This window comes from Psychrobacter sp. SWN149 (assembly GCF_015864565.1).
In the GTDB taxonomy this organism is placed as follows: Bacteria; Pseudomonadota; Gammaproteobacteria; order Pseudomonadales; family Moraxellaceae; genus Psychrobacter.
Genome location: NZ_JADYWX010000001.1, coordinates 22,449 through 37,714 on the forward strand (window position 1 = coordinate 22,449; position 15,266 = coordinate 37,714).

Genomic DNA, 15,266 nt, shown 5'->3' on the forward strand with positions numbered 1-15,266 from the left:
CTATGATGGATGAAACGAAAACAGTCCCGATATCTTACACAAAATTTGAGATCGATGTTAGCAGATTAGATGAATTATTGGTTATCAAGCCTGAAAAATTTTTATGCTATAGTGAATCATTCTGTTTGAAAGCTATCTAATCGCTTTGTTATTATCTACCGCTTCCTAAATAAAAACCACCAACGACTTATTGCCACCACAAGCGGACTCATCACTGAATTTATATGCATTTCGCTATATAATAAGCAGTATCAACATTCCCAGCATTCCCAGCATTCCCAGCATTCCCAGCACTCCCAGCATAGTGCTTACGCCAATATTGAGATTTGACCATGACGCCACATCAAACCCAGCTCACACCCGAAGCCAACACCCTCGCTGTGCAAACCATTCTAAGCACGCTCGCTGATACCCATGCATTTGACGCTAGCCAAATCAAAACTGATGCTGAGAGCTTAGAGCATTGGGGCAAAGACTGGACCAAGCACTTCGCTCCAGCAGCCGCTGCTATCGTCTTTCCAAAGACCACCGAACAAGTGCAATCCATTGTGCTACTTGCTAATGAGCACAACGTCGTCCTGACCCCTAGTGGTGGCCGTACTGGTCTGTCTGCTGGTGCTGTGGCGGCTAATGGTGAGATTGTTGTTAGTATGGATAAAATGAACCATATCGGACAATTCTACCCTGCCGATCGCATGGTCGAGATTGAAGCGGGTGTGGTCACCGAGCAACTACAGCAGTTCGCTGAATCAAAAGACCTATACTACCCTGTCGACTTTGCCTCAGCAGGCTCTAGTCAGATCGGTGGCAACATCGGCACTAATGCAGGTGGTATCAAAGTCATTCGTTATGGCATGACCCGTCAATGGATTATGGGACTGACTGTCGTCACGGGTAAAGGTGATATCTTGCATCTTAACCGCGGTATGGTAAAAAATGCCACGGGTTATGATTTACGTCAGTTGTTTATCGGTAGCGAAGGTACGCTAGGGTTTGTCACGCATGCGCAAATCAAGCTGGAGCGTCAGCCACAAGACTTAAACGTCATGGTGCTGGGTATGGATAGCTTTAATGATGTCATGAATGTACTGGCAGCGTTTCAAGCCAAGATTGATTTGACCGCGTTTGAATTCTTTGATGATGTGGCGATTGATAAGCTGATGGCACATGGTCAAGTACAAGAGCCGTTTGAATCACGTACCAAGTTTTATACACTATTAGAGTTTGAAGCGCCTTATGAGCCCATCATGGATAAAGCGATGGCCATATTTGAGGATTGTATGGAGCAAGGCTGGGTGGTTGATGGTGTCATGAGCCAAAACCTCACGCAAGCGGCAGAGCTGTGGAAGCTGCGCGAGTATATCTCAGAGACTATCTCGGTATTCACGCCTTATAAAAACGATGTGTCTGTGCTTATCAGCCATGTGCCAGAGTTTATAGAACAGATTGATCACATTGTCAGCAGCAACTATCCAGACTTTGAGGTGTGTTGGTTCGGTCATATCGGTGATGGTAACTTACATCTCAATATTCTAAAGCCTGAGAATATGAGCAAAGATGATTTCTTTGCTGAGTGTCAGGTTGTCAACAAACACGTGTTTGAGACGGTACAAAAATATGGCGGTTCGGTGTCTGCTGAGCATGGGGTTGGTATGACGAAGAAGCCTTATCTACAGTACAGCCGTAGCGAAACTGAAATTGAGTACTTAAAGGAAGTCAAAAAAGTATTCGATCCAAAAAATATCATGAACCGCGGCAAGATTTTTGATATGTAATTGGTTATCAACTTACTGAACAACGCATTGAACGACCAACTGAAATCGAATAAAAAAGACGCTAAGCCCAAAGGCTAGCGTCTTTTTATTGCATGGCGACAAAGTCTACCGCTTATAGAAACAGCAATATCAGCGCCACAACCAGTAATATACTCAAAAACCCCTGAATGATGAGAAAGGCCTGATGCGGTGCCGCGATATGACGAAACATGTTGCCCAGCGCATTGTAAGTAATGCCAGCCGCTTTTATGTGAGGCGGACTATCAAAGGTTTTGATAATTTGCAAAAACTGCTCAGTACGATCCGGTGACCAGCCATGCGGGGCAAATGGCAAAAACGGTGATAGCTGTGCGGCTTGCTTTTTGGTTGCAGGAGACCATAGCCAGCGCTCCAAAAACAGCAGACGCATTCGCCAATCAGCAAAACTGCGGTGATCGATTACCTGTAGTAGCAATACTTCTACATTCTTATGGCGGCTATCGGCAAAGATACGTTTTTGTAAATCAAAAACATACGCTTTCTCGCCTTCAATACACTGCAAAAAGTGGCCGCTGCCGTAGCACAACGTGCCTGTGATACCGTGCTGATGATTATACTTTCGCGCATGGCCTTCGACTTCATCGAATATAGACGCACTCAAGCGTGAACCAAGCGTCAGCGTACTGACATAAACCAACTGAACCAGCGTCATGTCTTCTATTTTGTCCCACTGACTAATTTTGTTGGTGCGATCTAAAGGCATAATACAGTAATCCTAAAAAGCCGAACAAACACGACGACTTGAAACAAGCAAATGCCTGAGTTAAATAAAAAGAATGTGTCACAAAAACGTAGCAAATTTTTACCACGTAAGACTGTTATTGCTATGATAGCTTGCTATAGTCAATCGTATATAAGTTGAAGACGATATTAGGTTCATCTAATATACTATCTGTAGCGTTCTTAAGTGCCATACTCATTTACGTATACTCAAACTGTCTTGAGTAAACACCATGATAACAAGCAAAACAGAATCCATTGATACATATTATTTAGCTTGTGTATTGGTAGAATAAATAGCGTTGATGTGTTTTTGAACTGATTCATCTTACAACCGATATGCCATGTCGTATAAAATATGATGGCTATCGTTTGTTATTCAATCGCTGCTTTTACTCTGTATCAAGCAGAACAACCTTTTGAATGCAGCAATCTGAACTGCATAAAATATCATCATAACTTATTGTAAATACGGCAATAAATCATTGTAACGGCTATACCCCACTATTGAAATATGTTTATTAAATTATTTGCTCAATAACGTACCCTCACCAGTACGACAATACTCAGGTATTTGGCATACATACGTGTTTATATGAATCGGATGCGTTATCAGGCTTGTGCAGCCTAGGGCGTGTCATCAATTAGATTGTGAGGCTTAAAATAAGAAAAATTGTAGATAAACAAGGAAGAAATTGCCGTTAATATGAACATATTTACAAAATTACTGACGATGTTTAGCAAAATTTAGCCATTTTAAGGCCACTAAATACATTAATGTGCTAATTGATGACACGCCCTAGTACTGATAGGATGTTACTCGCCCTTGTCGTATCCAAATAATATTGAACAGACTATAGTCAAATTTAGCAGACATTAAAAACAGGAATATTATGAGTAACATAGAAAAACTAGATGACCTTCATTTAACGATTGCTGAGATTAAGAAAAAAGACTACCCACAGCTAAAAGCATTGATGGATCGCGTCTATGTCAACTTGGGCGGTGCATGGTCAAAGACGACCATCCATACGTTGATTGATGCCTTTCCTGAAGGTCAGATTGCTTTGTTTGATCATGATCAGCTGATCGGTATCGTTCTCTCTATGCGCGTGGACTATGCCAAGTTCTCTAACCCACATACTTATGACGATTTAATTGGTCAAAAAGAGATTATTAGAGACAACCCGGAAGGCGACGCTATCTATGGTCTAGATGCCTTGATTGATCCAGAATATCGTGGCTATCGCTTAGGACGTAGATTATATGACGCCCGTAAAGAGCTGTGTCGACAGTTGAACTTCCGCGCTATCTTGGCTGGTGGCCGTATTCCTAACTATCACAACCATCAAGACCTCACTCCTGGCGAGTACATTGATGCGGTTGAAAGCCGTGAGATTCATGATTCAGCCCTGTCTTTTCAGTTATCAAATGGTTTCATTGTCAAACGTATCTTGACGGCATACTTGCCGGATGACAAGCAATCAAAAGGCTTTGCCACTTTGCTTGAGTGGGCAAACATCTATTACGAGCCAAAAGACTATAAACCCAATACCCGCAAATCTGAAGTGCGTATTGGTGGTATTCAGTGGCAGATGCGTGAAGTTGAATCCCCTGAAGAGTTGTTGCAACAAGTCGAGTTTTTCGTCGATATCATGGCAGATTACAACTCTGACTTTGCTTGCCTGCCAGAGTTTTTCAATGCGCCTTTGATGGGACTGTGCGAATCGACCGACCAAAATGTCGCGATTCGATTTTTGGCCGGTTATACCGAATGGTTCAAAACAGAAGTCTCGCATTTGGCCGTCAGCTACAACGTCAATGTCATTGTCGGTTCTATGCCATTATTAGACGAAGACGATACCTTATATAATGTCAGCTATCTGTGTCGCCGTGATGGGACGGTTGAAGAACAACGCAAAATCCATATCACGCCGCATGAGCGCAGTGCTTGGGTCATTGAAGGCGGTGATGAAGTCAAAGTGTTCGACACGGATGCTGGTCGTATCGGCATACTGGTCTGCTATGATGTGGAGTTCCCTGAACTTGCACGCTTGATGGCTCTTGATGACATGGATATTTTGTTCGTGCCCTTCTGGACCGATACCAAAAATGGCTATCTGCGGGTTCGTCACTGTGCTCAAGCGCGGGCAATCGAAAACGAATGCTATGTGATGATTTGCGGCTCAGTGGGTAACTTACCACAAGTTGAGAGTCTGGATATCCAGTACGCTCAGTCGTCAATTTTCTCACCGTCAGACTTTGCGTTCCCACATGATGCGATCATGGCAGAGACCACTGCCAACACCGAGATGGTATTTTTCTCTGATGTGAACTTAGATAAGCTCACTCACGTGCGTCATGAAGGTTCGGTACATAACTTAATCGACCGCCGTGATGATTTGTTTAGCTTAAAGTGGAAGCGTAAAGCCAAAGTGCTAGCGAGCAAACTGACGGACGAAGAACGCCGCGAAAATTCAGGCAGCGTGCTCATTGGCAACCCCTTACAAAACCGTGCGCAAAAGCCATAGTTAATAAGAATCGATTGACGTAAAACACTTGTAATAGACTTTATAAATAATACGGCTGATTTTCAGCCGTTTATTTTTATCTATTATCTAATTTTTACGTAATGACTACATAGCTAATCACACAGACAGTCACTATAAGCAATCATTTAGCAAAAATATGCAAACCAAAAAGCGGACGTCATGACGACTGATATTAAGCAAAAAGAAGTCAAATCAAAAAAGCAGAGAATAGTTTCGATACTTAAAACGATAATGTTATATGGCCTGATGTTCATGGTCATTTATACAGCGGTCAATTGGTGGCGACAGCCAGTCATGCCTGCTAGCCCGCAATTACAGCTGACCGATTACCAAGGGCAAGCCGTTGACTTAGCCGCGCTTAGTCATGAGCAGCCTACACTTGTATACTTTTGGGGCACGTGGTGTTCAGTTTGTAGCTTTACCTCGCCTACCATCAATCAACTGGCCGCCGATGGCTATCCTGTAATTACGATCGCCATACAGTCAGGCTCTAATCAAGACTTACAGAATTACCTGACTAAAAAGAACTTTGGCTTTACAACGATAAATGATCAAGAAGGTGAGATATTTGACGACTGGCAAGGACAGGTCACACCCTCGTATGTGGTATTAGAGAATGGGGAGATGACCCAAGGCTTAACGGGTATCCAGCCGTTATGGTCATTAAAACTGCGCTTGTGGCTAGCGTCTGTTTTTTAGTGCTTGGGCAGTATTTTACGTTTTAGCGCGTTATCACTCAGAGAAGTTATGATGATTTCATCGACGATACGTGCTGTATATAAACGATTGATATTGGACAAAATAAGGCCAATACCGCTCAGCTCTTTTTACCCTACGCGTTTTGTCATATAATGGCTGCCGACCTAACCATCTTTCTCATTATTTTTATCTGCACATTTTATGTTGCAATCGTCTCATTACCATTTATTATTGACGTCACTATTTATCGAAATGGTTATTTGTTGACATGACGGTTGATAAACCAACCATCATGAGCAATATACCTATTATTATATTAGCAATTAAGCAGTAATGACTCAGCATAAGTCCCAGTATTATATTGAACATTGAGCCTTGTATCCGGTTTTAAACCGACACACAAACCTACCCTTTAAAAAGATACCTTCTATGACTGATAAAAGCACTGACACACCAAGCCAAGATTACAAAGACACGCTAAACCTTGCAGACACGCCATTTGCGATGCGCGCAAACCTTGCCAAACGCGAGCCAGATTGGCTAGCAGCGTGGGAAGCAGATGACGTCTACGGTAAAATTCGTCAGGCACGTACTGGCGCAACCAAGTATATTTTGCACGATGGCCCTCCGTACGCCAACGGTCAGATTCACTTGGGTCACGCGGTCAATAAAGTGCTTAAAGACATAATTGTCAAATCAAAGACCTTATCAGGATTTGATGCGCCTTATGTCCCAGGTTGGGATTGTCATGGCTTGCCAATCGAGCAAAAAGTCGAGGCCAAGGTCGGTAAAGTCGGTCAAAAAGTCTCTGCAACCGAATTCCGTGGACTGTGCCGCGAATATGCGAGCACGCAGATTGAACTGCAAAAAGCAGACTTCAAGCGTCTAGGTGTGTTTGGTGATTGGGACAATCCTTATCTGACCATGAACTTCCATCAAGAAGCCAACATCGTGCGCGCGCTTGCCAAAATCTATGACAACGGCCATGTGACGCGTGGTATGAAGCCGGTCAACTGGTGCTTGGACTGTAGCTCGGCCCTAGCAGAAGCCGAAGTTGAGTACCAAGACAAAGTCTCTGACGCAATCTATGTCAGCTTTGATGTGCTGGATACAGATAAAGTAGCCGCATTGGCAGAAGTAACGGGCAGTATCGCTGCGGTCATTTGGACCACCACGCCATGGACGCTACCTGCTAACCAAGCTATCTCAGTACATCCTGAGCATAACTATAGCGTGGTTGCTACCGAAAAAGGCAACTTGCTACTAGCAGCTGACCTTGTAGAGACTGCCCTAACAGAGCTTAAATTGGACAATAACGGTATCCTAGCGACCGTATCAGGCAGCGAGCTTGAAGGGTTACTTGCCCAGCATCCATTGATTGAAGACCGTCAAGTACCGCTCATCTTAGGCGAGCACGTGACCACCGATAGTGGTACTGGTCTGGTACATACCGCCCCTGGTCATGGTGTAGACGATTATATTGTTGGTCTAAAATATAACTTGCCGGTCGAAAACCCAGTAAGCGGTACAGGTGTCTATTTAGACAGTGCGGCGGTATTTGCCGGTGAGCACATCTATAAAGCCAACCCAAAAATCATCGCGGCATTACATGACAATGGTCATTTAATCAGCCATACCAAAATTGAGCACAGTTATCCGCATTGCTGGCGTCATAAGTCGCCGATTATTTTCCGCGCCACACCGCAGTGGTTCATCAGTATGGAAACCAAAGGCTTACGTGATCGCGCGCTTGCTGATATTCCATCGGTTAGCTGGACGCCAGCATGGGGCCAGAACCGTATCGAAGCGATGATGACAGGTCGCCCTGATTGGTGTATCTCACGTCAGCGTACGTGGGGCGTGCCGATTACTTTCTTTACGCATAAAGAAACAGGCGAGCTGCATCCGAACACGCTTGAGCTGATGGAAGCGGCTGCGCAAAAAATCAATGAAGGCGGCGTGGAAGCGTGGTTTGATGCCAGCTGTGAAGACTTCTTGGGCAGTGAAGCCGCTGACTATGACAAAGCGACTGATACTTTGGACGTTTGGTTTGACTCAGGTACAACGCATTTTGCGGTACTCGATCAGCGTGATGAATTGACCAACCCAGCTGACATCTATCTAGAAGGCTCTGACCAACATCGCGGCTGGTTCCAGACGTCATTGTTAACCTCAGAAGCCATGTATGAGCGCCCACCGTTCAAGCAAGTATTGACCCATGGTTTTGTGGTCGATGAAAACGGCCGCAAGATGAGTAAGTCACTGGGTAATATCATCACGCCGCAAGAAGAGATTAACAAAACAGGCGCGGACATGCTGCGTCTGTGGATTGCCTCAAGTGACTATCGTTATGAGATGAGCGCGGGCAAAACCGTCTTTAAAGGCGCGATCGATATGTATCGCCGTATCCGTAACACCTTACGATTTTTGCTTGCCAATACTGATGACTTTAATCCAGCGACTGACAGCATTGATATCAATGAATTGGTTAGCCTTGATAAATTCATTATTGAACGTGCCCAGACGGTACAAGCGCAAATCATCAGCGCCTATGATGCGATGGATTTCCACCAAGTCACTCAGCACGTGACGGCGTTTTGCTCGCAAGACTTGGGTAGCTTCTACTTAGATATCATCAAAGATCGTCAGTACACTACGCAAGCGGATGGACAGCCTCGTCGCTCTGCACAGACAGCCATCTACCATATCACTCATGCGCTGATTCGTTGGATTACTCCTATCTTGTCATTCACCGCGCAAGAGGCGTGGGAAGTATTGAACCAACGTGCTAGTGATAAAGGCGGCTACGTATTCACTCAAGAGTGGTATGAATTCCCAGCGTTTGAGCTAAGTGCTATCAGTAACGATGATTGGCAGCACATCATGCTAGCAAAAGACATGGTGAACAAGCATATCGAAACCGCACGTGGCGAAAAAACCATCAATGCCAACTTATCTGCCGATGCGAACCTATATGCTGATGGCACAATGTTTGAGAGCCTAGCTAAGCTGGGTGAAGAGCTGCGTTTTGTACTGATTACCAGCAGCGCGACCTTAAAACCAATGAGCGAAGCCCCTGCTAATGCAGAAGCTCAAGCTGATGGCAGTACAGAAGAGTCTGCCGATCTAGTCGTCGCGATCAGTGCTGCCACTGGCACTAAGTGCGTACGCTGCTGGCATATCCGTGATGACATCGGTACAGACAGTGCGCACCCTGAGCTATGCGCGCGCTGCGTGACCAATGTCAGTGGCGATGGCGAGGTGCGCCACTATGCCTAGCCCAACGAATCCATCTGACGGCCAACACGGTCAGCATCCACAAGCTGAGGTCGATCAGTCGCCTAAGCCCGCTCATGCAACGACGGGTAGCTCGACCACGCCTAGAAGCCGTCTGACTAAAACGCCAAAGATAGTGGCCAATGGCAGCCGTGCTGTCAGGTGGTATGTTTTGGCGCTGGTCATCGTTATCGTTGACCAATGGACCAAATGGTTGGCTGAAACCAATCTGACTTTTCATGATCCAGTACCAGTGATTGAACCGTTTCTCAACTGGACCTTGGCATATAACTATGGCGCGGCTTTTAGCTTTTTGGCAGATGCGGGTGGTTGGCAGAAGTGGTTTTTCTCAGGATTGGCACTCGTCATGTCGCTATTTTTAATCATCTATCTGATTAAAGCACCACGTAAAGCCACGCTACTCTCGCTTGGACTTGCCATGGTATTGGGCGGTGCAGTGGGTAACTTAATCGACCGCTTATTACATGGTCATGTGATCGACTTTATCCATGTGCATTATGCCGATGTGTGGCATTATCCGATTTTTAATATCGCTGATGTTGGTATCTCTCTCGGTGTATTATTGATTGTCATTGATATGTTGTTCTTGGAAAAAAAGCGTGAAATTCCGCGGTCGTAATTCTAAATAGAATTGTTAATACCGTTTGTTTTATCAATAAAAAAGGTGGGTTACGCAGTCGTAACCCACCTTTTTTTGTTTGTTAGCCATTTTTTACATCAAAGAATCAAGTAGCTCTTTCAAAGTCTCTAAGCCACCACCTGCTAATAAAAACAACAACCCTGCCATATTAACAACGACGGTCAAGTAATAAGTAACTCGAAACTCAGGCTTTTGTGATTTATGGCGCAGATACGTCTGGGCGAGCAATGCTCCTATCCAGCCACCTAGTGCACTCAGCACGTGCAAGGTTGACTCAGGCGTACGCCAGTCGCCACTTTGGGCAGCGGCTTTGTCTTTGGCATACATCCCATAAGTAATAATTCCTAATACTATATACCAGCCGACCACTAGCCAGCTCAGTTTATCCATCGCTGCTAATAAAACTAAGACGCCATAAAAAGCCATACCCAGCAGTGAGCGTTTTTTTTGTCCAGCTTCAAAATCCGCTTGATGACTGCGTGTCTGGTTACGCTGACGAATTTGCTTATTTTTTTGTGCCATTTTTTGCTGTACAAACCCAAGCTCTTGTACTTGCTTGGCTCGCCTACGCCCCTCCGCATCTTGTCCAATGCTAAAGACCACTGCCTCACCGATATCAGGACGGCGCTGCGCTCTGAACTCACTTGCATGAAAGAATACCGATTCGCCCGCTTCGGTTTCGATAAAGCCAAATCCTTTGTCATCCTGCCATTTTTTCACAGTGCCTTGTTGTTTATTCACCACCGATACCTCATATCCTTTAGAATCGCCAACTATAGTACACCATCTGCGTTACATTATTGACGCTTACAGACGCTCTTAGATGGCTTATCATTTCTCACACTATAATCTTTTATTCTTTTATCTCAGCAACAGATGGCTTTTATTATGACTCAATCTCAATTTATCAATCCAAATGAAGACACTCGCATTGCTTATGGTAGCCTCGTTAAGCTACATTTTGAAGTCTCACTCGAAAATGGCACGGTCATCGATTCAACGTTTAGTCGTGATGCGCCCGTATCTTTGACCATCGGCGATGAGAGTTTACTACCGGGTTTTGAGCAAGTACTGATGAACTTGCGTGCCGGTGATACCCGCAGTGCCCACCTTGATCCAGAGCAAGCGTTTGGTGAATGGAATCCTGAAAACATTCAACATTTTAGCCGCCCTCAATTCGCGCTAGTCGCTGACCATCCAGAAATCGGCATGATGGTTGAGTTCGAAGACAAAGGCAAAAACACCCTACCCGGTACGATTAGCGCACTCGATGACGATCAAGTAGAAGTAGATTTTAATCATCCCCTTGCAGGACAAGCGGTGCTGTTCAAAGTAAAAATCTTCAAAGTCACCCCGCCCGGTGTCACTGGTATCAAACTGATGTAGCCAGTTAGCATGCATTTAATTCATAACTATTTAAACGCATGTTTGTTTAAATGTGTGCTCATTCAAAAAGCATCTCAGAATTAACCTGCACTACCAAAAAATTACTATAAATAAAACACTATTAAAAAGGAAACTAGCATGCAATACAATATGCTGCCGCAGCTCGATGAAAAAGTATCTAAAATCTGCCTCGGTACGATGACATGGGGACAGCAAAATACGGAAGCTCAAGCACACGAGCAAATGGACATGGCACTCTCTGAGGGTGTGAACTTTTGGGACACCGCCGAGATGTACCCCTCACCGCCAGATAAAGACAAACAAGGCGATACCGAACGCTTTATGGGCACTTGGTTTAACAAGACCAAGCAGCGTGACAAAGTCATTCTGGCCAGCAAAATATCGCCAATGGGATTTTTGCGTGATGGGCAAACGCGCTTCAACGCTGAGCACATCAGTGGTGCTATTGATGACAATCTAAAACGTCTACAAACCGATTATATCGACATCTATCAGCTACATTGGCCTGAGCGTCAGACCAACTTTTTTAGTCAGCTTGGTTATACCGAAGAGATGGCGTCACAACCGCTAGAGGATTTGACCCCTTTTTTAGAGACCATTCAAGCACTGAATGATGAGATTAAAAAAGGTCGTATTCGGTCTTATGGTCTGTCGAACGATACTGCTTGGGGATTGATGCGCTATCTATGGGAGGCGGATAAAAATGGCTTAATCCCACCTGTTACGGTGCAAAACCCATACAGCTTGCTGAACCGCTTGTATGAGATCAATATGGCGGAGATTGCTCATCGTGAGAATGTTGGCTTACTCGCCTATTCTCCACTCGGCTTCGGCGTACTGTCTGGTAAATATCTTGATGGTAAACGTCCGACCGGCGCACGTTTGACGATGTATGATCGCTTTGCCCGCTATACCAACGAAGAGGCCATATCAGCCACGGAACAATATGCCAAAATAGCCGCTGATGCAGGGCTAGACATGGCGCAGATGTCACTGGCATTCGTCAACTCTCGTCATTTTGTCACTAGCAACATCATAGGTGCGACGACGCTCGAGCAGCTCAAATCAAACATCGATAGTGTCAATGTGACCCTGACCGCAGACGTATTAGAAGCGATTGAGGCGGTGCATACACAGCATCCTAATCCATCGCCATAATCCAATTTTGACTAGGGTGTGTTGCATCAAACACGCTTTATAAGAATTTTCCATAAGAAAGGGCGAAAATCGAATCGATTTGCGCCCTTTTATTATCTACACTAGCTCAACTGTCAATAATTAGTCACCAGCTGGAATGCTTAGTACTCTTGAATGTAGCTCAGTCAATCCCTCTTGCATACGTGCTTGCAATAGATTGGTCAGCTCACTCTTGTTACGACCTTCTGGATCTATGGGCGCGAGTGGCAATACGTAAGCTGTGACGTTTTTGCTATCGAGCACTTTTTTCATGCTGTCCTTCATCGTCATCTTGCCATAATATGGCAGTGCATCGCTTAGTGTACCGTCTTTATTAACATAAGCAATGACGATAGGCCTGATAGGTACATCAGCATCAATGGCAGCTTGGAGCAGTGTGCCATGAATCCGCTTCACTTTCTGGCCACTGGTAGTCGTTGCCTCAGGGAAGAAAATAATCGAAAAGCCTTTGGCTAGAAAGTCAGCAATCTGTGCCGATACTGAGCTTGCATCACCAGAGCCACGCTCGATAAACAGTGTCCCTGCTGCCTGGGCAAGTTTGCCAAATACAGGCCACTCACCAATCTCAGCCTTGGACAAAAAGAATGCTGGACTCACCGTGCCAACGACAGGGATGTCCATCCATGACACATGATTTGATACCCATAGGCCATGAAACTGCTCTACAGGCTCCACTTCTACCACTTTTACCCCAAAAGAGCCTGCCATTTTACGGCAAAACGTCTGGATATAGCGTGGTAGCGTTTCGCGTGGTGGCTGTTTAAATGCACCGATACGCTTTGCTGCGCGTATACCGCCGACCATGGTCGTGGTCATACCAGCAACTTGCCTGCCGCGGCTTAACTGTCGTCTGAGTGAAAAGCTTGATCTAGCGTGGCTCATCTTCGCCCTCATGATTAAATATCAGGTGTTTAATTATCAAAAAACGAGCTCAGTATAACAAAGTTCTGTGACTCAGTGATAGCTTGTTCACTCAGTGCGTGTTTAGTTTTATACAAATGAGTAATAAAGCAGATTTATAAAAACTTATCTGCAGCAAATGCTGTAACATAAAACCATCGCTAATTGTGCTCATACCCTTTAATATCAAGTGATAAGACCACATATAGACAATCAGATGAACGCTATGTCAAAGTATACTGAACTGATAATAGCGATATATTTACTTTATTAAATAGGTGATACTCTTTGGATTATTTTGAAAGACATGAAGGTGGCGAACGCGCCATCATTGTACATTTAGACATTCGCCACATTCAGGATCCTGACGATCTTGGCGAGTTTGAACTACTAGCAGACTCAGCAGGTGCTGATCGTTTGGCACTAGTCACAGGGTCACGTGCACGCCCTGATGCCAGATATTTCGTTGGCAGCGGCAAAGCAGAAGAAATCGCAGAATTGGTGCGTGAGCATGATGCGGATATCGTACTGTTTAACCACAACTTATCACCCTCACAAGAGCGTAACATCGAAGCGCTAGTGAAGTGCCGAGTACTGGATCGTACTGGTTTGATTTTGGATATTTTCGCGCAGCGCGCCCGTACTTACGAAGGTAAGCTACAAGTAGAGCTGGCACAGTTGAACCATTTATCGACACGCTTGGTTCGTGGTTGGACGCATTTGGAACGTCAAAAAGGCGGTATCGGTCTACGTGGACCCGGTGAAACCCAGCTTGAGACGGATCGTCGCTTGCTACAAGTGCGCGTCATGCAGCTTAAAAGTAGAATCGAGAAAGTCAGACAGACCCGTGCGCAAGGTCGCGCCCGCCGCCAAAAATCAGACGTACCAACCATCTCACTTGTCGGTTACACCAATGCCGGTAAGTCGACTTTGTTTAATCGTCTGGTCGATGAAAACATCTATGCCGCTGATAAACTGTTTGCGACGCTTGACCCGACGCTACGCCGCTTAGATTGGCAAGGTGTGGGACGAGTCGTTTTGGTTGATACGGTGGGTTTTGTCCGTCATTTACCACATGAGTTGGTCGAATCTTTCCATGCCACACTAGAAGAGACGCTAGAGGCAGATTTATTATTGCATGTCATCGATTCTTCTAGTGAGGACATGCATGAGCAAATTCAGGCGGTCAAAGACGTATTGGCTGAAATTGATAACGATGTGCCAGTCCTTAACGTCTATAACAAGATTGATTTGACTGACGAGCCTGCACGTATCGGCTATGCCAGTGAAGGTGAGCCTAACCGCGTCTATGTGTCTTCTAGAGAGAACGTAGGCATGGAAGCGTTATCATTAGCCGTGCAGCAGTTGCTAACTGGTACATTGACCACCTTTGATTTGACGCTACCCTACCATGCAGGCCAGTTAAAAAACACCTTGTATGAGCTTGGTGTTATTCAAGAAGAAAGCTATGACGACAGCGGTCATGAATGCTTAACGATTCGCTTGCCAAGCGACAGACTCAGACAGTTACTTGGTCAAGCCGATCTAAAGCCTGCCGATGTGTTACCGCTTGCTCAAGCTACTCTACTGATGCCTGTACTTGAAGAGTTCGAACAGCTTGACGAAGACGAAGAACTAACCATGACAGCAGAAGAAGAAAAAGCATTTGACGAATTTGATGCAATGAATGCTGATGTACTTGATTCAGAAAAATAAAAACGGCTATCAATAATTGCTTATCACATATGGTTAAGTCATTATTTGAATAAACTAATTTAGGTAAGTAATGCTGGTAGAAATAGACGATATCCATTGATATCGTCTATTTTTTTGACTATGAATTGTCATTCTGACGTTTTTACCCTCTATAAGGTTTATTAGTTGACCCACTCGCTATATAATCGGCTGTGATACATTGAACAAATATTGGCTGATAGCATTGAGCCTTCTGTGATTGATTAGTACTATCAGCATCCATAGCACTATATCCTACACAATATTTATGGTGATACGACCACCCCATCTATTAAACTCAACTCT

General features: G+C 44.8%; 11 protein-coding genes. 8 read left to right on the plus strand and 3 right to left on the minus strand.

All coding sequences use genetic code 11. The annotated features are described in order from the left end of the window. Positions 1-332: 332 nt before the first annotated feature. Positions 333-1,775 carry an FAD-binding oxidoreductase gene (locus I6E86_RS00110; protein ID WP_197174553.1) on the plus strand — a complete coding sequence of 481 codons (1,443 nt, stop codon included), beginning with the start codon at positions 333-335 and terminating at the stop codon, positions 1,773-1,775. A 112-nt stretch (positions 1,776-1,887) separates the two neighbouring features. Here the strand turns inward: I6E86_RS00110 and I6E86_RS00115 are convergent, their stop codons facing one another. Next, on the minus strand, positions 1,888-2,517 hold the full coding sequence (locus I6E86_RS00115; protein ID WP_197174554.1) for a BLUF domain-containing protein: 630 nt from the start codon (positions 2,515-2,517) through the stop codon (positions 1,888-1,890). Between the two features lie 910 nt (positions 2,518-3,427). Here I6E86_RS00115 and I6E86_RS00120 point away from each other — a divergent pair. From I6E86_RS00120 to lspA, 4 genes are all read left to right on the plus strand, one after another. Then, the gene (locus I6E86_RS00120; protein ID WP_197174555.1) at positions 3,428-5,065 is read left to right on the plus strand and encodes a carbon-nitrogen hydrolase family protein; all 1,638 of its coding nucleotides are present in this window, start codon (positions 3,428-3,430) and stop codon (positions 5,063-5,065) included. Between the two features lie 180 nt (positions 5,066-5,245). Next, positions 5,246-5,785, plus strand: a complete 540-nt coding sequence (locus I6E86_RS00125; RefSeq protein ID WP_197174556.1) for a protein disulfide oxidoreductase — start codon at positions 5,246-5,248, stop codon at positions 5,783-5,785. A 429-nt stretch (positions 5,786-6,214) separates the two neighbouring features. Beyond that, on the plus strand, positions 6,215-9,064 hold the full coding sequence (gene ileS / locus I6E86_RS00130; RefSeq protein WP_197174557.1) for an isoleucine--tRNA ligase: 2,850 nt from the start codon (positions 6,215-6,217) through the stop codon (positions 9,062-9,064). Next, a complete protein-coding gene (lspA, locus tag I6E86_RS00135) occupies positions 9,057-9,701 on the plus strand; it encodes a signal peptidase II (RefSeq protein ID WP_197174558.1) in 645 nt (214 codons plus the stop codon). The genes ileS and lspA overlap by 8 nt, the downstream gene beginning before the upstream one ends. Before the next feature lie 93 nt (positions 9,702-9,794). Here the strand turns inward: lspA and I6E86_RS13825 are convergent, their stop codons facing one another. Further along, positions 9,795-10,463 carry a DUF1294 domain-containing protein gene (locus I6E86_RS13825; protein ID WP_320158507.1) on the minus strand — a complete coding sequence of 223 codons (669 nt, stop codon included), beginning with the start codon at positions 10,461-10,463 and terminating at the stop codon, positions 9,795-9,797. A 147-nt stretch (positions 10,464-10,610) separates the two neighbouring features. On the opposite strand from I6E86_RS13825, the gene I6E86_RS00145 reads away from it, so the two are divergent. Beyond that, positions 10,611-11,108, plus strand: coding sequence for an FKBP-type peptidyl-prolyl cis-trans isomerase (locus I6E86_RS00145; protein WP_197174560.1), 498 nt, complete (start codon positions 10,611-10,613; stop codon positions 11,106-11,108). 138 nt (positions 11,109-11,246) lie between these two features. Next, the gene (locus I6E86_RS00150) at positions 11,247-12,287 is read left to right on the plus strand and encodes an aldo/keto reductase (protein ID WP_197174561.1); all 1,041 of its coding nucleotides are present in this window, start codon (positions 11,247-11,249) and stop codon (positions 12,285-12,287) included. Positions 12,288-12,407: 120 nt separating this feature from the next. On the opposite strand, the gene I6E86_RS00155 is transcribed toward I6E86_RS00150, so the two are convergent. Then, entirely contained in the window at positions 12,408-13,208 is an 801-nt protein-coding gene (locus tag I6E86_RS00155; protein WP_197174562.1) for a lysophospholipid acyltransferase family protein, read from the minus strand. A 306-nt stretch (positions 13,209-13,514) separates the two neighbouring features. Between I6E86_RS00155 and hflX the strand changes: the two genes are divergently transcribed. Further along, positions 13,515-14,942, plus strand: coding sequence for a ribosome rescue GTPase HflX (hflX, locus tag I6E86_RS00160; RefSeq protein WP_197174563.1), 1,428 nt, complete (start codon positions 13,515-13,517; stop codon positions 14,940-14,942). Positions 14,943-15,266: the final 324 nt, after the last annotated feature.